At 45.3% G+C, this 23,063-nt stretch carries 16 protein-coding genes and 1 pseudogene; 11 read left to right on the forward strand and 6 right to left on the reverse strand.

Features of this window, described 5'->3' with window-relative positions; all coding sequences use genetic code 11:
- Positions 1-1,071: 1,071 nt before the first annotated feature.
- Positions 1,072-1,572, forward strand: a complete 501-nt coding sequence (locus NSB03_RS08225; protein ID WP_024986724.1) for a hypothetical protein — start codon at positions 1,072-1,074, stop codon at positions 1,570-1,572.
- A 254-nt stretch (positions 1,573-1,826) separates the two neighbouring features.
- Here the strand turns inward: NSB03_RS08225 and uvrA are convergent, their stop codons facing one another.
- Positions 1,827-4,598 (reverse strand): excinuclease ABC subunit UvrA, encoded by a 2,772-nt coding sequence (uvrA, locus tag NSB03_RS08230; protein ID WP_024986725.1) that lies wholly within the window; start codon positions 4,596-4,598, stop codon positions 1,827-1,829.
- A 17-nt stretch (positions 4,599-4,615) separates the two neighbouring features.
- Here uvrA and NSB03_RS08235 point away from each other — a divergent pair, with 17 nt between their 5' ends.
- A complete protein-coding gene (locus tag NSB03_RS08235) occupies positions 4,616-6,202 on the forward strand; it encodes a glycoside hydrolase family 10-like protein (RefSeq protein WP_257466323.1) in 1,587 nt (528 codons plus the stop codon).
- A gap of 227 nt (positions 6,203-6,429) precedes the next feature.
- Here NSB03_RS08235 and NSB03_RS08240 read toward each other — a convergent pair whose 3' ends face one another.
- From NSB03_RS08240 to purL, 3 genes are all read right to left on the reverse strand, one after another.
- The gene (locus NSB03_RS08240) at positions 6,430-6,978 is read right to left on the reverse strand and encodes a chromate transporter (RefSeq protein WP_024986726.1); all 549 of its coding nucleotides are present in this window, start codon (positions 6,976-6,978) and stop codon (positions 6,430-6,432) included.
- Positions 6,979-7,142: 164 nt separating this feature from the next.
- On the reverse strand, positions 7,143-7,685 hold the full coding sequence (locus NSB03_RS08245) for a chromate transporter (protein WP_065539168.1): 543 nt from the start codon (positions 7,683-7,685) through the stop codon (positions 7,143-7,145).
- 189 nt (positions 7,686-7,874) lie between these two features.
- Positions 7,875-11,579, reverse strand: a complete 3,705-nt coding sequence (gene purL, locus NSB03_RS08250; protein WP_257466324.1) for a phosphoribosylformylglycinamidine synthase — start codon at positions 11,577-11,579, stop codon at positions 7,875-7,877.
- 508 nt (positions 11,580-12,087) lie between these two features.
- Here purL and NSB03_RS08255 point away from each other — a divergent pair.
- From NSB03_RS08255 to NSB03_RS08275, 5 genes are all read left to right on the forward strand, one after another.
- Positions 12,088-12,741 carry a LysE family translocator gene (locus NSB03_RS08255; RefSeq protein WP_024986727.1) on the forward strand — a complete coding sequence of 218 codons (654 nt, stop codon included), beginning with the start codon at positions 12,088-12,090 and terminating at the stop codon, positions 12,739-12,741.
- Positions 12,742-12,752: 11 nt separating this feature from the next.
- Positions 12,753-13,298: a DUF4924 family protein gene (locus tag NSB03_RS08260; protein WP_024986728.1), complete on the forward strand. Its 546-nt coding sequence runs from the start codon at positions 12,753-12,755 to the stop codon at positions 13,296-13,298.
- Positions 13,299-14,159 carry a dTDP-4-dehydrorhamnose reductase gene (rfbD, locus tag NSB03_RS08265; protein WP_024986729.1) on the forward strand — a complete coding sequence of 287 codons (861 nt, stop codon included), beginning with the start codon at positions 13,299-13,301 and terminating at the stop codon, positions 14,157-14,159.
- Between the two features lie 70 nt (positions 14,160-14,229).
- Entirely contained in the window at positions 14,230-15,804 is a 1,575-nt protein-coding gene (locus NSB03_RS08270) for a peptide chain release factor 3 (RefSeq protein ID WP_024986730.1), read from the forward strand.
- 70 nt (positions 15,805-15,874) lie between these two features.
- Complete coding sequence (locus tag NSB03_RS08275; protein WP_159102122.1) at positions 15,875-16,036, forward strand: hypothetical protein; 162 nt, start codon at positions 15,875-15,877, stop codon at positions 16,034-16,036.
- Here NSB03_RS08275 and NSB03_RS20875 read toward each other — a convergent pair.
- Positions 16,021-17,208, reverse strand: a pseudogene (locus tag NSB03_RS20875) (MATE family efflux transporter); the annotation flags it as partial. The gene NSB03_RS08275 and the pseudogene NSB03_RS20875 sit on opposite strands and share 16 nt — an antisense overlap.
- Before the next feature lie 135 nt (positions 17,209-17,343).
- Here NSB03_RS20875 and NSB03_RS08290 point away from each other — a divergent pair.
- From NSB03_RS08290 to NSB03_RS08305, 4 genes are all read left to right on the forward strand, one after another.
- The gene (locus NSB03_RS08290) at positions 17,344-18,168 is read left to right on the forward strand and encodes a helix-turn-helix transcriptional regulator (RefSeq protein ID WP_121766468.1); all 825 of its coding nucleotides are present in this window, start codon (positions 17,344-17,346) and stop codon (positions 18,166-18,168) included.
- Positions 18,169-18,296: 128 nt separating this feature from the next.
- On the forward strand, positions 18,297-18,557 hold the full coding sequence (locus NSB03_RS08295; RefSeq protein WP_024986734.1) for an OadG family protein: 261 nt from the start codon (positions 18,297-18,299) through the stop codon (positions 18,555-18,557).
- A gap of 26 nt (positions 18,558-18,583) precedes the next feature.
- Positions 18,584-20,416, forward strand: a complete 1,833-nt coding sequence (locus tag NSB03_RS08300; protein ID WP_065539157.1) for a biotin/lipoyl-containing protein — start codon at positions 18,584-18,586, stop codon at positions 20,414-20,416.
- Positions 20,416-21,651, forward strand: coding sequence for a sodium ion-translocating decarboxylase subunit beta (locus NSB03_RS08305; protein WP_024986735.1), 1,236 nt, complete (start codon positions 20,416-20,418; stop codon positions 21,649-21,651). Before NSB03_RS08300 ends, NSB03_RS08305 begins: the two co-directional genes overlap by 1 nt.
- Before the next feature lie 54 nt (positions 21,652-21,705).
- Here NSB03_RS08305 and NSB03_RS08310 read toward each other — a convergent pair whose 3' ends face one another.
- Positions 21,706-22,977, reverse strand: coding sequence for a TolC family protein (locus NSB03_RS08310; RefSeq protein WP_024986736.1), 1,272 nt, complete (start codon positions 22,975-22,977; stop codon positions 21,706-21,708).
- Between the last annotated feature and the right edge of the window lie 86 nt (positions 22,978-23,063).

The raw sequence follows: 23,063 nt of genomic DNA on the forward strand, positions 1-23,063 counted from the left end.
AGATTTTGTATGGTGATATTTGTTTGTCATCCTGTAAATATTCGTTTGTCGGAAGACTAATTTGTACTATTTTTATATTACTCTTTTATATGAAATCTAATGAATAGTGTGATGAAAAAGATTATTATTTCTTTTATGATTTTGTTTTAGGAGTATATACCTATAGTCAGGCTGTTTCTTATGATAACAGGAATGCGGAGGATTCGATGAGGATGTTTGATGAAATACCGGATTGGAAATTGAAAAGTATTCAATTTCCTCAAAAGGCATATAAATATGGTATAGTAGGGATTGAACAGTTGTGTGTTAGTGTATCGTGGAATGGAAAAGCCCCGAGATGTATGCAGGAAAACAGGCTAAAGATGTATATAAATATATATTGCTGTCCGATAAAGCTTTTTGAAGCTTGAAAAATTAGGGGTGACACCTATTGAAGGTGTCACCCCTTTATGGTTATCATTTTAGCGGACAGCCGCGGCGGCAAGACACCGAAATAGATGAGAAGGCTTCAAATCATCGACCCTCGGCAAAGGAAACATCGTGGCGAGGGACCGTGTCTACATTGACTATGAATACACTTTCATCTTTCACCACATCATTCATCTTTCACCACTTGCCACACTCAAAACTACTGCTACTTTCCGCCCAAAGTATTAATAGATAAGTTCCTTTTCATTAATTATAAACTTTCTTTCTATTAATCACAAACTTTAAATGCAAGTTCCGTTTTTATAAACGCAAGCTTTGATTATAAAAATAAAGCTTGCAATTTTATAATCAAAGCCTTCATTTATAGTTTCTAATCAGTAAAGAACAACTTTGCTATTAATCAAAAGCAACTTTACATTTAATAGAAAGGAAGTTATCTATTAATAGACTGCGGGGAAAGTAGTATGTTCCAAGACCCTATGGGTTCCGGAGGACATTCCGTAAAGATATGAATGCGATTTACACGACCGGACGAGTACGAATCAAGCCGGGAAAAGAATGACTTAGATGAACGCCGCATACGGTGAAAGATGACAGATGCCGATTGTTTGCATTTTCATCTTTCATCGTCATGAAACACCTATGAATAAAGAGTTTCAAGAAGAAGGTGAAAGATTGAAAGATAAAAATCTGTTTTGCTATAGATTGATTTTATCTTTTCCCTTCCTGTCCATCCGCCCTGCTTCCATTTCATGTCCGCAGGCATCTGGTTGGTTACGGAGTTATACGTTGACTTCTACAGTCTGTTCAATAACCCCGAAAAAGACTGGGAAAGCCTGCTACTGGAGGCATCCGGTGCACCACCTGAACCTTCGCTGTTTGAATGAGGGGCTTGGAAAACGCAAAAACAGAATCGACCACCGTGGAATCAACGGTCGAGACATATGTTTTCTACTTTTTCAAGTTTTATCGGACAGCAATAATAAATATATGTTGATTGATTTCTGCCAGTATATTCTGGGAGATTCGTTAGTACGGTTTCACGGGATTACTCTGCATACTTCGCTGCGACTGGCGGATATAACTTCAGGTCCTTTCGATAGCAGAGATAAGCTGGCGCAGTGGATACATGGCAAGATTTAGATTTCGTCAGTCTTGAAGTGCTATGCGGATACGATATTGTTTCAGTACACGATCGACAAAGGCGGTAGGATGAGAAATGCATCCGTAATAATATCTCTAGTGAGTATTTTAAAAGGCTTTATAAACTGTAGTGAATGATTAAACTTATCTCAGGGGGCTGTTCTGATTTTATATGAGTGAGAAAATAGAATCCAGACCTAGGAAGAGGTATCTGAATTCTATTTTCTCAATTTGTATAGGCTGTTTTATTGTGCTTATCCCAGCTTTTCTTTCAAAAACCGTCCCGTATAGCTTGCTCCGCAGGCGGCAACTTCTTCCGGAGTACCCGCTGCTACGATGTTTCCACCCTTATCTCCGCCTTCCGGTCCGAGGTCGATTACATAATCGGCACATTTGATAACGTCCATGTTATGCTCGATGATAACGATGCTGTGTCCCCGGCGGATGAGTGCGTCGAAAGCATCCAGAAGTTTGCGGATGTCATGGAAATGCAATCCCGTAGTCGGCTCGTCAAAGATAAACATCGTTGGGTCGGCTTTCTCCTGACTTAAATAAAATGCGAGTTTGACACGCTGGTTTTCACCACCGGAAAGGGTAGAAGAAGCCTGTCCTAATTTAATGTATCCCAGTCCCACGTCCTGCAGAGGAAGCAGTTTCTTCACAATTTTCTTCTGTCCATGTTCGTTGAAGAACTCAATCGCTTGGTTCACGGTCATCTCCAATACATCGTAGATGCTTTTATCGTTGAATTTCACTTCCAGCGTGTCGGATTTGAAGCGTTTCCCGCGACAAGATTCACACTCCAATACCAAATCTGCCATAAATTGCATCTCTACAGTAATGGTTCCTTCTCCTTTACACTCTTCGCAACGGCCGCCTTCGCTATTGAAACTGAAGAATCCGGGAGTATATCCCATTTGCTTCGCCAAAGGTTGTTCAGACCATAGTTTGCGGATTTCATCGTAAGCCTTGATGTAAGTCACCGGATTTGAGCGCGATGATTTGCCAATCGGGTTCTGGTCTACAAATTCTACATTCCGAAGGTCGCGCAAACTTCCTCCGATTGAAGAGAATTCTCCCGGCCGGTCACTGCATTCGTCTAATTCACGTTTCAATGCCCGGAAGAAAATGTCTCTCACCAGTGTACTCTTTCCGGAACCGGAAACACCCGTAACGACTGTCATTACATTGAGCGGGAAGCGTACGTTTACTCCTTTCAGATTATTCTCACGTGCGCCTTTCAATTCGATATAGTTATTCCACGGCCGGCGATGCTCCGGAACGGGTATTTCATCTTCTCCCAAAAGATAACGTACCGTATAGCTGTTGCTTCCCTTCTTCAAATCCTTCATATCGCCTTGGTAGACAACCTCTCCGCCCAGACGTCCGGCATTAGGACCTATGTCGATAATGTAATCCGCGGCACGGATAATCTCTTCGTCGTGCTCTACCACCACTACCGTATTACCTAATTGTTGCAGTTGGCGCAACACATGAAGCAGGCGGTCTGTATCACGGCTATGCAGTCCGATACTTGGCTCGTCGAGAATATAAAGGCTGCCAACAAGACTACTTCCCAGCGAGGTTGCCAGATTGATACGCTGGCTTTCTCCGCCCGATAAGGAATTGCTGAGCCGGTTCAGCGTCAGATAGCCCAAACCTACATCAATCAGAAAGCGAATCCGGCTATTGATTTCAACCAGAATACGTCGGGACACATTGCTGTCGTGCTCGTCCAGCTCCAGATGGTCAAAGAACTGCTTTAATTCCGTAATAGGTAAATCTACCAGTTCGGAGATATTCTTACCGCCCACCCGTACATATCCGGCTTCCGGTTTCAGGCGGGTGCCGTGGCATTTCGGGCAAAGCGTCTTTCCACGGTAGCGTGCCAGCATCACCCGGTATTGTATCTTATATTGATTCTCTTCCAGCATCTTGAAGAAATCATTGATGCCGTGGAAATATGGGTTGCCTTCCCAAAGCAACCGGCGTTGAGCGTCTGTCAACTCATAATAAGGAGTGAAAATGGGGAAGTCGAATTTTTCCGCATTGTGAATCAATTCGTCTTTCCATTCACCCATCTTTTCGCCGCGCCAGCATACGATAGCTCCTTCATACACCGATAATGAACGATCCGGAACGACTAAGTGCTCGTCAATACCGACCACTTTACCGAATCCTTCGCACTCCGGACAAGCACCGATAGGCGAATTGAACGAGAACATCTGGTCGTTCGGTTCTTCAAAGACGATGCCGTCCGCTTCGAATTTCGTGCTGAAAGTATGAAGTTTGGTGGTGCCATCCGATAGATAAAAACGCAGCATGCAGGTTCCGTCACCTTCGTACATGGCTGTTTCGGCAGAGTCGGTGAGCCGGCTGATGGCGTCCTTGCTGGTGGTTACCGCCATACGGTCGACCAACAGGTAGACTTCATCACCTGCCACGGGCGTGTATTCATCGATTCGTTTCATTTCACCGTTCACTTCGATACGGTTGAATCCTTGTTTCAGGTCTATTTCCAATTGCTGTTGCAAGGTGCGGCCTTCACGCAGGCGGATGGGGGTCAGCACCGTATATCTCGTACCTTCCGGATAGGAGAGCATGCAGTTGACGATGTCTTCCGTGGAGTGTTTCTTCACTTCCTGCCCGCTGATGGGACTATACGTTTTTCCCACCCGGGAGTACAGCAGGCGGAGATATTCGTAAATCTCGGTCGAGGTGCCCACCGTAGAACGCGGATTGCGGCTATTCACTTTCTGTTCGATGGCAATGGCGGGCGGAATCCCTTTGATAAAGTCACATTCCGGCTTGCTCATTCTCCCCAGAAACTGACGCGCATAGCTGCTCAAGCTTTCTACGTAGCGGCGTTGTCCCTCTGCATAAAGGGTATCAAAAGCAAGTGATGATTTGCCGGAACCCGACAATCCGGTGATTACAACAAGTTTGTTGCGTGGTATATCTACATCGATGTTTTTCAGGTTGTTTACTCGTGCACCTTTTATCGAAATATAGTTGTTTTCTGACATAAAATACTCCTTGTTTTATGGTAGTCGGCAAAGTTAGCGAATTTATCGGGAGTTTGTATTATCTTTGCGTCACATTATTACGATTTAAGAATATTATGAAGCTGAAAAACTATCTTTTACTTTTGGCTCTTCTTCTTGCGGTGGGAGTAAGGGCACAGGTGCCATCAGGCAATAAATATCCCAAACGTGAATTCCGTGGAGCATGGATACAGGCTGTCAATAGCCAGTTTCGTGGCATTCCCACAGAGCGACTGAAGCAAATATTGATTAGCCAGTTGAATTCTCTTCAAGGAGCCGGCATTAATGCGATTATCTTTCAAGTACGTCCCGAAGCGGATGCATTATACGCTTCCCAATATGAACCGTGGAGCCGCTTCCTGACCGGTACGCAAGGACAGACGCCTTCTCCTATGTGGGACCCGATGCAGTTTATGATTGAAGAGTGTAAGAAACGGAATATGGAATTTCATGCCTGGATCAATCCTTACCGTGTGAAGACTTCATTAAAAAATGAATTGGCTCCGGAACATATTTACCACCAGCATCCGGAATGGTTCATTACTTATGGCGATCAGCTATACTTCGACCCGGCACTTCCCGAAAGCCGGGAATACATCTGTAAGATCGTGACCGATATCGTGTCCCGCTATGATGTGGACGCTATCCACATGGATGATTATTTCTATCCTTATCCGGTGAAAGGACTGGACTTCCCGGATGATGCGAGCTTTGCCCGTTATGGTGGAGGTTTTACAAGTAAGGCAGACTGGCGTCGTAGTAATGTCAATGTGTTGATAAAGAAACTTCACGAGACTATCCGTGGCATCAAGCCATGGGTGAAGTTCGGTATCAGTCCGTTTGGTATCTATCGTAATCAGAAGAGCGACCCGTTGGGAAGTAATACGAATGGTTTGCAGAATTACGATGACTTGTATGCCGATGTCCTGCATTGGGCACGTGAGGGATGGATTGATTATAATATTCCGCAGATTTACTGGCAAATCGGCCATAAGGCTGCCGACTATGAGACATTGGTGAAATGGTGGGCTACCCATTCGGGAAACCGTCCGTTGTTTATCGGTCAGTCTGTGCCGAACACTATCCAGCATGCCGACCCGCAGAATCCTTCCATCAACCAGCTTCCACGAAAGATGGCTTTGCAGCGTGCTTATCAAACAATCGGAGGCAGTTGCCAATGGTATGCGGCAGCGGTTGTCGAAAATCAGGGAAGATACCGCGATGCTTTAGTGAGTGAATATCATAAATATCCTGCATTGATTCCTGTCTTTGACTTTATGGATAACAAGGCTCCGGGCAAAGTGCGCAAGATGAAAAAGGTATGGACAGAAGACGGCTATATCCTTTTCTGGACTGCTCCGAAAGCAGAAACAGAAATGGATAAGGCAGTTCAATATGTAGTCTATCGCTTTAGCGGAAAAGAAAAAGTGAACCTTGACGATCCTTCACATATTGTAGCTATCACCCGCAATCCGTTCTACAAACTCCCATACGAAACAGGAAAAACAAAATACCGTTATGTAGTGACTGCTTTGGACCGTCTTCATAATGAATCGAAATCCGTAAGTAAGAAGTTGAAACTGTAAAGGTATAGAATAAACAACGATAAAACGGTGGACACTCTGCAGAATGATAACGCAGTTTGTTCACCGTTTTTTTTGTTCACCGTTTTGGGTATATCGTTTTTTGTTCACCGTTTTGGATATATCGTTTTTTGTTCACTGTTTTGGATATATCGTTTTTTGTTCACCGTTTTGGATATATCGTTTTTTGTTCACTGTTTTTTTGTTTGTCGTTATTCAGTCGCTTGCTATTAATAAAGCAGCAACCCTGCAATGCCGCAGGCAATAATCATCAGAATCGGATTGGCTTTATATTTTCTTGTTCCGATGAAAGCAATCAGGAATATAATGACGCTGATAACGAATGAATAGGTATCTTCAATAGGCGAACCGAAGTTTTCTACATTCATTAATACCAACGCAGCAGAGGCGAGTAATCCGACTACTGCCGGGCGTAATCCACTGAAAATAGATTCCACTACGGGGTGTTTCTGGTATTTCAGGAAGAATTTGCTGATAGTCAGCATCAAGATAAAAGAGGGGAGAACTACAGCGAAAGTCGCAATGATGGAACCCCATACGCTACCTGTCGAAGTAAACCCTACATAAGTAGCTGCATTAATACCAATAGGTCCTGGTGTCATCTGGCTGATTGCGACAATATCCGTGAACTCCTGCGAACTTACCCATCCATAGCGGGTCACCACTTCGCCTTGAATCATGGAAAGCATGGCATAACCGCCGCCGAAGCCAAAGAGCCCGATCTTGAAAAATGTATAGAATAACTGTAGGTAAATCATATGATTAATAGTTTATTATATAATAATTTTAGGCACGGATCACGTGGATTGCATGGATTACACGGATTTCATGGCTTTCATGGCTTTCATGGCTGTTTAGAATTAGGAATCTGTAAAACAACAACGTTAATCCGTGTAATCTATGCCGCCTCAACTCTCTGCTCTCAACTCTCTACTTTTTTAACCTTTCCCCAAAGAAAACCGCCTACACCCGCAGCGATGATAATCCAAATAGGAGAGAAGCCCAACAACCAGATAAGCAGTGCTGAAACAACCGGAATCCACAGATTGTAGCGGTTGATTTTGGCAGATCGCCCCATGGTAAAGGTCGGTGCGGCGATAAGTGCCACTACTGCCGGTCGGATTCCTCTGAAGATGCGTTCCACTATCGGATTGTCTTTGAAACTATGAAAGAACAGGGCAATAGCCAATATGATAAGGAAAGAGGGCAAGATTGTTCCCAATGCCGTGACAATACTTCCCCGGATGCCGCGCAGCTTATATCCTATAAAGATAGAAATATTGACTGCCAAAATTCCCGGAGCGGATTGGGAGATAGCCAGCAGATCGATAAAATCGTCCTGCGCAATCCACTTCCGTTTGGTGACAATTTCATTTTCAATCAGTGGCACCATTGCATACCCTCCTCCAATGGTGAAAGCGCCAATTTTAAAAAAGATTCCAAATGCTTCGAGATAAATGTTCATTCTTTCTTTTCTCCTCCTTCCTGACTAACTGTTTTTTCTCTTTGCCATATTGACTGGGATTTACATTACATCTACTGTGAGAGCCGGGTTGTCAATGTTATCTGTCATGTTAATGGTAGAACGAAATGTTGTGTAAAATAAGAGGCCGGCACTTTAAAATGTACCAGCCTCTGTAAATATAGGAATGATTTATTTCATTTTAGCTTCCACCCATTTGCGAGCGTTGACAAACGCTTCTATCCATGGAGTAACCTGATCGCTGTTCTTGCGGTCTGTCGGATAACAACCGTTTTGCCATGGAAAGATGGCACGTTCCAAGTGAGGCATCATCGCCAAATGACGTCCGTCTGCACTGGCAAGTCCTGCAATGGAGTAGTCTGAGCCGTTCGGGTTGCCCGGGTACTCATCGTAGCTGTATTTCGCCACTACATTGTATTTGTCTTCATCGTACGGCAGTGAGAATTTACCTTCTCCGTGTGCTACCCAGATACCCAGTTTGCTTCCGCTTAGTGAACCGAACATCACACTGCGGTTTGTCGGGATAGTCAGGCCGACGAAAGTTGACTCGAATTTATGGGAGTCATTGTGTAGCATCTTGCCTTTTTTCTTATGTTCCGGATTGATAAGACCAAGTTCCATCATCAACTGGCAACCGTTGCAAATACCCAGTGAGAGCGTATCTTCACGAGCATAGAACTTGTCGAGTGCCTCTTTCGCTTTCGGGTTGAACAGGAATCCGCCTGCCCATCCTTTGGCAGAACCCAATACGTCGGAGTTGGAGAAACCACCGCAGTAAACAATCATGTTTACGTCTTCCAGTGTCTCGCGTCCGCTGATAAGGTCGGTCATCGTAACGTCTTTTACGTCAAAGCCTGCCAGATAGAGTGAGTATGCCATTTCGCGCTCGCCGTTCGTTCCCTTTTCGCGGATGATAGCCGCACGGATACCACTTGGAGTGCGACGGTCCGGAGTGATACCGTATTGAGAAAGCTTACCTTTGAATTCCGGCATGAAAGCGAATTCTACGGGTTGCATCTTGTAGTTTTCAAAACGTTTCTTGGCGCAGCCGTTCATAGACTGTTTGCGGTCGAGCAGGTAAGAAGAAGAATACCATACATCACGCATATAATCAATGCCGAATTGGTAAGTTGCACCGTCTTTAGATACCAAAATGTGGCGTTCGTCAGTCGGTTTACCCAGCTTTATGTAGCCTACGCCGGCGTCTTCCAAAATCTTCTTCACTTCATCCTTGTGCTTGTCGCTGATCTGGATAACGATACCCGGGTTTTCTGCAAACAGAATCTTGACGATGTCCTCTTCCTTCATCTTGTCGAGGCTGATTTCCAAACCGCCTTCTACATTAGAGAAGCACATTTCGAGCAATGTAGTGATCAGACCACCGGCAGATATATCGTGTCCTGCAAGAATCAATCCTTTGTTTACAAGTTCCTGTACGGCAAGGAAAGCGTCACGGAAATATTCGGCGTCCTGTACGCAAGGTACCTCGTCACCCACTTTACCCAAAGATTGTGCGAAAGCCGAACCACCTAGTTTCAGTTCGTCGAAGCTGAAGTCAATATGATAAAGCGTAGTCTTTTCATTGTTAACCAATACCGGAGATACCACTTTCTTCACGTCGGAAACTTCACCGCCGGCAGAAACAATCACAGTTCCCGGAGAAATCACTTTTTCACCGTTCGGATACTTCTGTGTCATAGACAGAGAGTCTTTTCCGGTAGGAACATTGATTTGCAGTGCGCAGCAGAAGTCGCTCAATGCTTTAACGGCTGTGTAAAGGCGGGCATCTTCACCTTCTTGAGAGCGGCAAGGCCACATCCAGTTGGCAGACAGAGAAATGCTGTCCATGCCTTCCGCCATCGGAGCCCAAACAAGATTGGTCAGCGCTTCGGATACGGCGAGGATGGAACCGGCAGCCGGATCAGCCAATGCTGCTTGAGGAGCATGTCCGATAGAAGTAGCGATTCCTTTTTCTCCACGGTAGTCGAGCGCTACGACACCGCAGTCGCTCAACGGCAACTGAAGTTCGCCCTGGCATTGCTGGCGTGCTACTTTACCTGTCACGGAGCGGTCTACCTTATTTGTCAACCAATCCTTGCAGGCTACTGCTTCAAGCTGCAATACATTCGTCAGATATTCATGGAGTTTCGACAATTCATATTTCGGCATTTCGTAATGACGTTCCACGGTTTTGTCTACCATATATGTCTTGGGAGAAGAACCGAACATCTGTTCTACGGCAAGATCAAACGGACGTACCCCGTCAGCCTGTTGGAAGGCGAAACGATGATCGCCGGTTGTTTCGCCAACTACATACATTGGAGCGCGTTCGCGTTCGGCAATCTTACGTACATGCTCGATGGCTTCTTCTTTAATCAATAGCCCCATACGTTCCTGACTCTCGTTGGCGATGATTTCTTTTGCCGACAAGGTCTTGTCGCCGATAGGCAATTTGCTCATATCGATTAAACCGCCACATTCTTCCACTAACTCGGACAGACAGTTGACGTGTCCGGCAGAGCCGTGGTCGTGGATAGAAACAACGGGGTTCACCTCTTCTTCGCAAAGAGCACGTACTACGTTGTTGGCACGTTTCTGCATTTCAGCATTAGCACGTTGAACTGCGTTCAGTTCGATACCGCTGCTGTAACGACCGGTATCTACAGAAGATACGGAACCACCACCTAGTCCGATACGGTAGTTGTCACCACCGATTACTACCACTTTGTTTCCTGCTTCCGGTGCACCTTTCAGGCAGTCGCGTTGTGTGCCGTAACCTACACCGCCGGCAAGCATGATTACTTTATCGTAACCATAAACTTCTTTGTTTTCCGTGTGTTCGAAAGTCAGTACCGAACCGCAGATCAGCGGTTGACCGAACTTGTTACCGAAGTCGGAAGCACCGTTGGATGCTTTGATAAGTATCTGCTCCGGAGTCTGGTACAACCATTTGCGTACCGGAAGTATTTCTTCCCACTCGCGTCCTTCATCCGTGCGGGGGTAAGAAGTCATGTAGACAGCAGTACCTGCAATAGGCCATGAACCTTTACCACCGCCCATACGGTCGCGGATTTCACCGCCTGTGCCGGTAGAAGCACCGTTGAACGGTTCTACCGTAGTAGGGAAATTATGTGTTTCTGCTTTCAGTGAGATAACGCTCTTGATGTCTTTCACCTGGAAGTAATCGGGCTTGGAGTGGTCTGCCGGAGCAAACTGTTCCACCACCGGACCTTCGGCGAAGGCTACATTATCTTTATAAGCAGAGATGATTTTATTCGGATTTTCCTGTGTCGTCTTTTTAATCATCTGGAACAGGGAAGACTCCTGTTCTACACCGTCGATGATGAATGTTCCGCCGAAGATTTTGTGGCGGCAGTGTTCGGAGTTGATTTGTGCGAAACCGAAAACTTCGGAGTCAGTCAGTTTACGACCGAGGTCATTTTCCACTTTCTTCAGATAGTCCATTTCTTCTTTAGAAAGTGCCAGACCTTCTTTTTCGTTGTACGCTTCGAGATCTTCGATGTAGACAATCGGATCCGGCTGGCGGTTGGTCGTGAATATGTTTTGGTCGAGTCCTTTGTACATGCGTTGGAGCATCGGGTCGTAGTCAGCGTTTTCGTCCTTAACAGGGAAGTACTCCTCGATGCGGCTGATGCCTTCGAGCCCCATGTTTTGGGTGATTTCTACTGCGTTTGTACTCCAAGGAGTGATCATCTCGCGGCGTGGACCAACGAAACAGCCTTTCAGGTTTTCTTCACTTTCCATCACGGCTTCGCCAAAAAGCCAGCAGAGTTTATTACTTTCGTCAGTGGTGAGCTGATGGTTGCTCTCTACGGCAATCACGCTCTTGGAAGGGGTTCTGAAAAAAAGAATCATGTTGTATATTTACGATTTTACGATTTACGATTTTACGATTGAAGTTCCTACAGGAGAAACTCTTCTCTTTTTCTGTGGTGCAAAGATAAGTAATTTCATTGGTGGTGAGAAATAAAACAGAAATAAATCTTTTTTCCGTCTTCCCTTTTTATGGATTGGTTTATTTCCGTACGATAAATGCACGATTAGTTTCTATCCTTCTCTTGCTTTTTACCAATTTAATCTCGTATCTTTATTGTTTCCCGTTTCCCTGACAAGTGGGCACCTTGGATAATGATAAATATCACCTTATAATCGGACAAATATTACCTTGTAAGATGACTATTATCACGTTATAAGGTGACTACTTCCTGACTGCATGGAAAATGAAACAAAAGGAATCATTCGTATTGCCTGTGTTTTCCAAGTGTCATTTTAAGTGTCCTTTACTCCATGAAATAGGGGCGATTCGTTGGAAAAAACGTTAATATCCTATCCTTATATCATAAAAAAGTGCGATATTTGCAGAATGATTCAGATAGAGACAATATTCGATATATTAGTTAAAGGCTTTATTATTGGCGTTGTAGTGTCCGCACCTTTGGGGCCGGTGGGCGTATTGTGCATACAGCGGACACTGAACAAAGGGCGTTGGTATGGCTTTGTAACGGGACTGGGAGCCTCGTTGAGCGATATAGCCTACGCTTTGCTCACCGGTTATGGGATGAGTTTCGTTTTCGATTATATCAATAAAAACATTTTCTATTTGCAACTGTTGGGAAGCATCATGTTGCTACTTTTCGGTATATATACTTTCCGTAGCAATCCGGTGCAATCCATTCGTCCGGCTTCGTCCAACAAAGGTTCTTATTTCCATAATTTTATTACCGCTTTTTTTGTTACTCTATCCAATCCGTTGATAATCTTCCTGTTTATCGGACTTTTCGCCCGTTTTGCCTTTGTGCAGCAGGGCGTTTTGTTTTTTGAAGAGATAACGGGATATTTTGCGATTGCTGCCGGGGCGTTGACTTGGTGGTTGGGCATCACTTATTTTGTGAATAAAGTGCGTACCAAGTTCAATCTGCGTGGTATTTGGATGCTGAACCGTATCATTGGAAGTATTGTAATGCTGGTATCTATGGTAGGGCTGGTTTATACTTTGTTGGGAGAGTCACTTTATTAAGGGATAACATAATGAATCAGATAGCACAACAACTGAAAGAGAAAAATATTGCCGAATACCTTATATATATGTGGCAAGAGGAAGACTTGATCCGCGCCAATCATTGTGAACCGGAAGAGATGGAGGCAAATGTGATTGCACGCTATCCGGAAGAACAGCAGCCTGCCATGCGAGAATGGTACGTCAATTTGATTACGATGATGGGTGAGGAAGGAGTACGGGAAAAAGGGCATCTGCAGATTAATAAGAACGTGATTATCAATCTGACAGAATTGCATAATGCATTGTCCTCTTCTCCTAAATTTCCTTTTTACAGTGCTGCTTATTTCAAAGCATTACCGTTTATTGTAGAATTACGGAATAACAACGGTAAGAAAGACGAACCCGAACTGGAAACCTGTTTTGAAGCGTTGTATGGAATACTCCTGCTTCGCCTTCAAAAGAAGCCTATCAGCGAAGGAACAGCCAAGGCAGTGGAAGCTATCACTAATTTCCTTTCGATGTTGGCAAATTATTATGATAAAGACCGTAAAGGTGAATTAAAACTGGATGAATAAATGAGAATTTTAGTAACAGGTGCCAACGGTCAGCTTGGCAATGAGATGCAGGTGCTTGCAAAAGAGAATCCGCAACATACGTATTATTTCACAGATGTGCAGGAACTCGATATCTGCGACAAGCAAGCTGTTTGGGCTTATATGGCAGAGAAGCAGATTGAGCTTGTTGTGAATTGTGCTGCTTATACAGCTGTAGATAAAGCAGAAGATAATCAAGAATTAGCATACAAATTGAATTGTGAAGCACCGAAACAATTGGCAAGTGCGGCACAAGCCAATGGTGCTGCCATGATACAAGTATCTACTGACTATGTATTTGACGGTACTGCGCATTCTCCATACACGGAAGAGTGCAATCCCAGCCCGGATTCAGTATATGGTACCACTAAACTGGAAGGAGAAAAGGAGGTAATGAATTGCTGTGAGAAAACAGCCGTTATTCGTACTGCATGGCTCTATTCCACTTTCGGTAATAATTTCGTAAAGACGATGATTCGTCTCGGAAAAGAGCGTGACAGCCTGGGAGTTGTTTTCGACCAAATAGGGACTCCGACGTATGCCAATGACTTGGCACGTGCTATCTATACTATTATAAATAAAGGTATAGTTCGCGGTATTTACCATTTCAGCAATGAGGGAGTTTGTTCCTGGTATGATTTCACAGTAGCTATTCATCGCCTGGCAGGGATAACCACCTGCAAAGTGAAACCTTTGCATACAGCCGAATATCCAGCGAAAGCAAACCGTCCGGCATATTCCGTGCTTGATAAAACAAAAATAAAAACAACGTTCGATATAGAGATTCCTCATTGGGAGGAGAGCCTCAAACAATGCATTGATAAAATTATGAAAGATGAATAATGGATGTAGGCTATGTTATTCCAGCATAGCTTATTCATGTTTTATAATTCATCATTCTAACTAAAAAACTATGGCAGATAATACAGAAATTTTGAGACGGCGGACGTTCGCCATTATTGCGCATCCGGATGCTGGTAAGACATCGCTGACGGAAAAGCTGTTGCTTTTCGGAGGTCAGATACAGGTGGCAGGTGCGGTAAAAAGTAATAAAATTAAAAAAACGGCTACGTCCGACTGGATGGAGATTGAGAAACAACGCGGTATTTCGGTAACGACTTCCGTGATGGAATTCGACTATCGGGACTATAAGATTAACATTCTCGATACTCCCGGTCACCAGGACTTTGCCGAAGATACATATCGCACATTGACAGCTGTAGACAGTGTTATCATCGTGGTAGACGGTGCGAAAGGTGTGGAAACGCAGACGCGTAAACTGATGGAGGTGTGCCGTATGAGAAAGACACCGGTAATTATCTTCGTCAACAAAATGGACCGTGAAGGAAAAGATCCGTTCGACTTGCTCGACGAACTTGAAGAGGAACTGATGATTCAGGTCCGTCCGTTGTCATGGCCGATTGAGCAGGGAGCACGTTTTAAAGGAGTATACAATATCTACGAACAGAAACTGGACTTGTATCAGCCATCCAAACAGGTGGTAACAGAGAAAGTGGCAGTCGATATTCATTCGGAAGAACTGGACCAACAGATTGGCAAGTCGTTGGCAGACAAGTTGCGTGGCGATTTGGAACTGATTGAGGGTGTTTATCCGGAATTTGATTCGGAATCCTATTTGGCGGGGGACTGTGCGCCTGTATTCTTCGGATCGGCGTTGAACAACTTCGGTGTGCAAGAGTTGCTGAACTGTTTTGTAGAGATAGCTCCCAGTCCTCGTCCTGTACAGGCAGAAGAGCGTGAAGTGAAACCTGACGAACCGAAATTCACTGGGTTTATCTTTAAGATTACCGCCAATATCGACCCGAACCATCGTTCGTGTGTGGCGTTTTGCAAGATTTGCTCCGGTAAGTTTGTCCGTAACGCTCCGTATATGCACGTGCGCCACGGCAAGACAATGCGTTTCTCCTCGCCCACGCAGTTTATGGCACAACGCAAGACAACGATTGACGAAGCATACGCAGGAGATATTATCGGTTTGCCTGATAACGGCACGTTCAAAATCGGCGATACGCTGACCGAAGGCGAGATGCTTCATTTCCGTGGTTTGCCCAGTTTCTCGCCGGAGATGTTCAAGTATATCGAGAATGCCGACCCGATGAAGCAGAAACAGTTGGCAAAAGGTATCGATCAGTTGATGGACGAAGGGGTGGCACAGCTGTTTGTCAACCAGTTCAACGGCCGCAAGATTATCGGTACGGTGGGGCAGTTGCAGTTTGAGGTCATCCAATACCGTTTGCTGAACGAGTACAATGCATCGTGTCGCTGGGAGCCGGTCAGCCTTTACAAAGCGTGTTGGGTAGAGAGTGACGACCCGGCTGAATTGGAAGCCTTCAAGAAACGCAAATATCAGTATATGGCGAAGGATAGGGAAGGACGTGATGTGTTCCTTGCCGACTCCGGGTATGTGCTGCAAATGGCGCAGATGGATTTCAAGAATATCCGCTTCCACTTTACGAGCGAGTTTTAAGAGATAAAAAGAAAAAGACGGTTTCAAACCGTCTTTTTTCTTTTGGGTAGAGTTGCTCCGAATATAACGGATGCAAATAACAGTGCAAGCACACGGTTCGGCAGCCGGAATGGCAAGCCATAGTCCGGGGATACCTATTGTGCGTGGCAGAAGCAGGAAACATGGCACAAGAAACAAAACACCCCTCAGCAGGGTATATGCAGTGGAGGCTTTGGCTTTCTCAATGCTTTGATAATATCCGATAAAGACAATATTGACAGCAAAGAACATGGCACAAAGCGAGAAAAGCGGTAGTCCTTTCACTGCCAAGCCGTATGCGTTCTCTTGCGGGTGGAGAAACAGGCGGGCAATCTCTGTAGCTCCTAAGCACAGACAGGCGGTGATTGACAGACCGCATGCGATGGCTGTAAAGAGAGAAAGATGCAACGTACTGTTCACTCGTTCGGGGCGGTGTGCTCCATAATTGTAACTGATGATGGGCTGTGCCGACTGTGCTACGGCATTGCTGATGGAGAACACCACCGGAAAGAGATAGCAGGCGATGGCAAAAGCTGCTACCCCTTCTTCTCCGAGCAGGGAGATGAACATATAGTTGCCGGTAATCATCATGACTCCCATTGCCACTTCGGTCAAGAAAGTAGCGAATCCTATTTTTATCATATATCCTGCATTGCGCAAAGTGAGTAGTAACGAAGTAGCCGATAGCTTCAACCGATAAAACTTTAACCGGGAGGAGAAGCGGAGGAAGTAGATCAATGCCATCATGCCAGCTATCACACATGCTATGGAGGTGGCAAGTGCCGCTCCCATCACTCCCCAACCCATAGGGAATATCATATACCAGTCGAGCCCGATATTGACAATGGCCGCCACGATTTGTATCGTCATGGCATATTTCGGCGAACCGTCCAGCCGGATAAGCATCATACCTACACACTGGATGAACAGAAAAATCATTCCGGGCAGTAACCAAATCAAATAGCTGATGGCTTTCCCTTCAAGCAGCGGACTGCATCCCAATACATAGACAAACTGCCGGGAGAATAGCAGACATCCGGCGCAAATCATTCCGACGAACAGTACACCCACTGCAAGGGCTTGAGTCATAATGATACGGGCAGCTTTGATATTATTTTCCGATAAACGAATGCTTGCCACTACCGAAGCGCCAATGCCGAACATCAGACCGATGCCTGTGCAGATCATGAAGAGTGGTGCCACAATGTTGACTGCCGCTATTCCGTCTGCCCCTACGCCTTTACCCACAAAAATGCCGTCTATCATGGTCAAAGCCGAATTGAATATCATCCCAATAAGTGTAGGGAAGAACAAAGCGCGAAACAGCACACCGATCTTTCCGTCTGCAAAATTAAGTTTGTCTCTGTCAAAGTTTCTCTTTTTCATATTTGAATACTTTTAAAAAATCGGTTGCAAATGTAAGGAGCTTTAACAGAAGATTTGTGGTGATTTTCCGGTTGGTAATGGAACTTTTCAATACATTTTGTTGATTCATACAAAGAATTTCCTACATTTGCATATATGGCAGTTCTCATGTATGCAAATGAATCGGTAGGTGTGACTAATTGGTGCGAAAGCCTCGGGCGGGTTATTCAGACAGAAGGGTGTATGCTTTTCTACTGCACTGCCGGATGGGCGGTTGTGTTGACAAATCGTCAGAAAATGGTTTTCCGGAAAGGCGATTTGCTGATTCTTACCTCTGATGTATATTTGTTTGTTTCTTCCGTTTCCGCATGCTTTTCCGTACATTACGTGTCTTTGTCGGAAGAGATTGTCAAGACAGCTTATTATAAAGTGCCCAGTATGTTTTTGTGGGATTATCTTCATAATGTCCCCATATTACGTCTGTCGTCAGAGCAACAGATACTCCTGTCGGACTGGTTGCGGCAGACGCGATGGATATTGGGTCACATCGCAGGTTTCAATCGCGCTACCATGCTCAACAACAATGTCTATAATCTCTTTGTAGCTATCGATGTTGAACTTTCGGACAGTGCAGACCAAATGCCGGCGGAGCGTAAAGACCAGGCTTGGGCTATAACTTGCCGTTTTTGGTCGTTGCTGACAAAGTATTCCGCGCGTGAGCGTGCCGTAAAATTTTATGCAGATGCTTTGCACATTACTCCTGACTATTTGAATAAAGTATGTCGTCGGGCTTATGGGGTGTCGCCCAAGGCATTGATAGACCAACAACTGCTTGTCGAAATGAAGGTTTTTCTTTCCGACACTCATCTCTCTGTGACCGAAATAGCAGAGCGGCTGAACTTCAAGGACGTTTCTTACATGTGCCGTTTCTTTCGGCGCATGACCGGGGTTTCACCGTTGGAGTTTCGCAACGGAAGATGAAAAATCCGGTTTTGTAAAACCTATCATTTAATCTTTATTATCTCTTTTCTGATGAATTTTCTTATAAAAAAATGGTAAATTCGGACGCTTTTTGAATAAACGGCTTCAATTACTAATAATTTATTTATATGGAAAATATCGAAACAGCGATCCTGCTGATGGTGGTCGGAATGGCTACTGTATTTGTTATTCTGCTGATTGTGATTTGTTTAGGTAAGTTGCTGATTACATTAGTCAACAAGTATGCCCCTGAAGAAGTGGTTTCTGTGAAGCGGGAAGCATCGCAAGGTCCTGCTCCTATTCCGGGAAACATCTTAGCCGCCATTACAGCTGCTGTAAATGTGGTGACACACGGTAAAGGAAAAATCACTAAAGTAGAAAAATTATAAATCTATAAAGCATATCACTGAAAGACATGAAAAGAGAAGTAAAGTTTAGTTTGGTTTTCCGAGATATGTGGCAATCTGCCGGAAAATACGTACCTCGTGTAGACCAACTCGTAAAGGTAGCTCCTGCCATCATTGAAATGGGCTGTTTTGCCCGCGTAGAAACAAACGGCGGAGGTTTTGAACAGGTAAATTTATTGTTTGGTGAAAACCCGAATAAAGCGGTACGCGAATGGACGAAACCGTTCCACGAAGCCGGTATTCAAACCCACATGCTCGACCGCGCACTGAACGGACTCCGTATGAGCCCCGTTCCGGCAGACGTCCGCAAATTATTCTACAAAGTAAAGAAAGCGCAAGGAACAGACATTACCCGTACGTTCTGCGGATTGAACGACGTGCGTAACATTGCTCCTTCCATCACATACGCAAAGGAAGCCGGCATGATTTCGCAATGCTCGCTTTGCATCACTCATTCGCCTATTCATACCGTGGAGTACTACACCAATATGGCGCTGGAACTTATCAAACTGGGAGCAGACGAAATCTGTATCAAAGACATGGCAGGAATCGGCCGCCCTGTATCGTTAGGTAAGATCGTAGCAAATATCAAGGCGGCGCATCCCGAAATCCCTATCCAGTATCACAGCCATGCAGGTCCCGGATTCAATATGGCAAGCATCCTCGAAGTATGCGAAGCCGGTTGCGACTACATCGACGTAGGTATGGAACCACTATCATGGGGAACAGGTCACGCAGACTTGCTTAGCGTGCAGGCGATGCTGAAAGACGCCGGATATCAAGTGCCCGAAATCAATATGGAAGCCTACATGAAAGTACGTGGCATGATTCAGGAATTTATGGACGACTTCCTCGGCTTGTATATCAGCCCGAAAAACCGTCTGATGAACTCTTTGCTGATTGCTCCCGGACTTCCCGGCGGTATGATGGGTAGTTTGATGGCCGATCTCGAATCCAATCTGGAATCAATCAATAAATATAAGGCAAAACGCAATTTGCCGTTTATGACGCAGGACCAGTTGCTCATTAAGCTCTTTGACGAAGTGGCATACGTATGGCCTCGTGTCGGTTATCCTCCGTTGGTGACTCCGTTCAGTCAGTATGTGAAGAACCTCGCTATGATGAACGTGATGGCTATGGAGAAAGGCAAGGAACGTTGGGGAATGATTGCCGATGATATCTGGGATATGATTCTGGGTAAAGCCGGACGTCTGCCGGGCAAACTTGCTCCCGAAATCGTTGAAAAGGCTGAACGTGAAGGTCGTAAGTTCTTCGAAGGTGATCCGCAGAATAACTATCCCGATGCTCTCGACAAATATCGCAAACTGATGAAAGAGAACAAATGGGAAGTGGGACAGGACGACGAAGAACTCTTTGAATATGCGATGCACCCGGCTCAATATGAGGCTTATAAGAGCGGCAAGGCGAAAGAAGATTTCTTGGCAGACGTGGCCAAACGCCGTGCCGAGAAAGATAAGTCGCCGACAGAAGATGCCAAACCGAAGACGCTGACTGTACAAGTGGACGGACAGGCTTATCGCGTGACGGTGGCATACGGTGATGCCGAACTGCCTGTTGCGCCTGCGGGTGCTGCTGCTCCGGCAGGAGAGGGCAAAGAGGTGCTTTCACCACTGGAAGGCAAGTTCTTCTTGGTGAAGAATGCGCAGGAAACCGCTTTGAAAGTAGGCGATGCGGTGAAAGAGGGTGATGTAATCTGCTATGTAGAAGCGATGAAAACCTACAATGCTATTCGTGCGGAGTTTGGCGGTACGGTGACTGCTATTTGTGTCAACCCGGGAGATGCTGTATCAGAAGATGACATATTAATGAAGATAGGATAATGAACGAAATATTTGAGAATTTGTATGACATGACTGCGTTCAGCAATATCATTGCCGAACCGCAGTTCCTGATAATGTATGCTATTGCGTTCGTTCTGCTCTATCTGGGTATTAAGAAACAGTACGAGCCGCTGTTGCTTATTCCTATTGCTTTCGGTGTGTTGTTAGCCAACTTCCCCGGAGGAGATATGGGCGTGATTCAGGCGGACGAAAATGGTATGGTGATGGTAAACGGAGTGCTGAAGAACATCTGGGAAATGCCTTTGCATGACATTGCCCACGAGTTGGGGCTGATGAACTTCATCTACTATATGTTGATTAAAACAGGTTTTCTGCCACCGATCATCTTTATGGGGGTTGGTGCGTTGACGGACTTCGGGCCGATGTTGCGTAACTTGCATCTTTCTATATTCGGTGCAGCCGCACAGTTGGGTATCTTTACCGTATTGCTGGTGGCTATCCTGATGGGATTCACTCCACAAGAAGCCGCGTCTCTAGGTATTATCGGTGGGGCGGATGGTCCGACAGCCATCTTTACCACTATCAAATTGGCGCCGCATTTGCTGGGACCGATTGCTATTGCCGCTTATTCGTATATGGCGCTCGTTCCGGTGATTATTCCGCTGGTAGTGAAACTGTTCTGCACGAAGAAAGAGTTGTGCATCAACATGAAAGAACAGGAAAAGATGTATCCTTCGAAGACTGAAATCAAGAATCTGCGTGTATTGAAGATTATCTTCCCGATTGTGGTAACTACCGTTGTTGCCCTCTTCGTGCCAAGTGCAGTGCCTTTGGTGGGTATGTTGATGTTTGGTAACCTGGTGAAAGAAATCGGAACCAATACATTCCGTTTGTTCGATGCTGCTTCCAATAGCATCATGAATGCTGCTACCATCTTCCTCGGGCTGTCCGTAGGAGCAACGATGACAGCCGAAGCATTCCTCAATTGGACAACAATCGGTATTGTAATCGGTGGATTCCTTGCATTTGCACTTTCTATAACCGGTGGCATTTTCTTTGTGAAACTGGTAAATCTCTTCTCGAAGAAGAAAATCAATCCGCTTATCGGCGCCACTGGTTTGAGTGCCGTTCCGATGGCGAGCCGTGTAGCCAATGAGATTGCTTTGAAGTATGATCCGAAGAATCACGTATTGCAATATTGCATGGCAAGCAACATCTCCGGAGTAATCGGTTCTGCCGTAGCTGCGGGTGTGTTGATCTCCTTCCTTGCGTAACGCTGAATGTAACTGATATTATAAAAAAAAGAGGCTTTTCAAAGCCTCTTTTTTTTATTCACTAATCACCTTTCTGTATTCCGCTACCGCCATCTTTTCCGACAGATACGCATTAATCAGATTGGTGTACGCTTGTGTCCATGACAATTGTGCGGAGAGTACATCCACCATATTTGCCTTTCCCTCATTATAAGAGAAAGAAACCAAGTCGAGATTCTCATTGGCCAGATTCATAGTCTCTTTGGCGGTTTTCACTTGATATTCCGTTTCCGTCAGTTTGGTCAGGGCGGCAGAAAGTTCCTCGTTGATATTATCCGCCACATAACTTTGTTGCAGTTTCTGTATGCTGATATACGCTTTCTGCTGACGGTTGGTTTTGAACCTGGCTCCCCAACGGAAGATCGGTATATTCAGGTTAATGCCGACGATGGGATTGAAAGAAACATCATAACCGAGGTTAGGTGTTGCTGTAGCCCATCCGCCGCTGAAATACATATTCAATTGCGGATTGAACTGGCTAAGAGCCGCTTTGCGTTGCGCCTGACTTTTCATGATATTCACCTCCGTACTTTCGTAATCCGCACGACGTTGCAGTACATTCTCCAGAGAAAGGATCTGCACCGGAGCGGAAGCTGCGTCAATTGTGTACAGACTGTCTACGGGATTGTTCGGCTCTTCTCCCATCAGGATATTCAGCTTTTGCAGCGCCAGCCTATAATTCTGACGCGCCTTGATGTATTGCAATTCCGCTTCTTTCAGCCGGGTGGAAATCATTAATAAGTCCGTTCGGCTAATCATACCGTCGTTAAAACGATCCTGAATGATGTCATACTGTTGCTTCACGATATTTTGATACTTGTCCGCCGCCTGCAACATAGCCTGTGAAGCGGAAGCATTCCAGTAGACCGCATCACTCTGATAATGAATCTGGTCGATAGTGAGCTCTTCATTTAGTTGATTTAGCCTTTCATCCGCTTGGGCAATCTTGTGCTGCGCGTTGAGTGCCCCGCCCATGTACAACGGTTGCGAGACGATAAATACACCTTGATAGGTGTGGTTGCGGTATTCGCCTACCGGTTCGTTCCAGGCATTAAGGTCGCTCATGTTGAGGGTTCCGTCCGCATTGATATCAATTTTAGGCAAGAATCCCGTGTGAGCAATCTTCCGTGCTTCCGTACTTGCCATCGTCTTTAGTTTCTGTTGCTTCAGGATTTGACTGTAAGCTTCCACTTTATTCCGGTAAGTTTCCCGGCTGAGAGATGGTTGCTGTGCCTCGGCTGTGAGGCCGAGGAGCAGCAGAGACAGAGTGATAAGTTGAGTTTTCATTTCGCTAATTGTAAATAATAAATTCGAGTTTTAGAATGAATGCAATGTAATTGCTGACCGGGCGCATCCGCATCGTGAAATCCGTG

The organism is Bacteroides acidifaciens (assembly GCF_024623065.1).
GTDB classification, from domain to species: Bacteria; Bacteroidota; Bacteroidia; order Bacteroidales; family Bacteroidaceae; genus Bacteroides; species Bacteroides acidifaciens.

Bases quoted from the DNA above. Each gene is read 5' to 3' on its own strand.
- rfbD (WP_024986729.1), top strand. From the start codon at position 13,299: ATGAGAATTTTAGTAACAGGTGCCAACGGTCAGCTTGGCAATGAGATG.
- NSB03_RS08245 (WP_065539168.1), bottom strand. From the start codon at position 7,685: ATGAACATTTATCTCGAAGCATTTGGAATCTTTTTTAAAATTGGCGCT.
- NSB03_RS08300 (WP_065539157.1), top strand. From the start codon at position 18,584: ATGAAAAGAGAAGTAAAGTTTAGTTTGGTTTTCCGAGATATGTGGCAA.
- NSB03_RS08290 (WP_121766468.1), top strand. From the start codon at position 17,344: ATGGCAGTTCTCATGTATGCAAATGAATCGGTAGGTGTGACTAATTGG.
- NSB03_RS08310 (WP_024986736.1), bottom strand. From the start codon at position 22,977: ATGAAAACTCAACTTATCACTCTGTCTCTGCTGCTCCTCGGCCTCACA.
- NSB03_RS08305 (WP_024986735.1), top strand. From the start codon at position 20,416: ATGAACGAAATATTTGAGAATTTGTATGACATGACTGCGTTCAGCAAT.
- NSB03_RS08225 (WP_024986724.1), top strand. From the start codon at position 1,072: ATGAATAAAGAGTTTCAAGAAGAAGGTGAAAGATTGAAAGATAAAAAT.
- NSB03_RS08240 (WP_024986726.1), bottom strand. From the start codon at position 6,978: ATGATTTACCTACAGTTATTCTATACATTTTTCAAGATCGGGCTCTTT.
- NSB03_RS08275 (WP_159102122.1), top strand. From the start codon at position 15,875: ATGCAAATAACAGTGCAAGCACACGGTTCGGCAGCCGGAATGGCAAGC.
- NSB03_RS08270 (WP_024986730.1), top strand. From the start codon at position 14,230: ATGGCAGATAATACAGAAATTTTGAGACGGCGGACGTTCGCCATTATT.
- NSB03_RS08255 (WP_024986727.1), top strand. From the start codon at position 12,088: ATGATTCAGATAGAGACAATATTCGATATATTAGTTAAAGGCTTTATT.
- purL (WP_257466324.1), bottom strand. From the start codon at position 11,579: ATGATTCTTTTTTTCAGAACCCCTTCCAAGAGCGTGATTGCCGTAGAG.
- NSB03_RS08235 (WP_257466323.1), top strand. From the start codon at position 4,616: ATGGTAGTCGGCAAAGTTAGCGAATTTATCGGGAGTTTGTATTATCTT.
- uvrA (WP_024986725.1), bottom strand. From the start codon at position 4,598: ATGTCAGAAAACAACTATATTTCGATAAAAGGTGCACGAGTAAACAAC.
- NSB03_RS08295 (WP_024986734.1), top strand. From the start codon at position 18,297: ATGGAAAATATCGAAACAGCGATCCTGCTGATGGTGGTCGGAATGGCT.
- NSB03_RS08260 (WP_024986728.1), top strand. From the start codon at position 12,753: ATGAATCAGATAGCACAACAACTGAAAGAGAAAAATATTGCCGAATAC.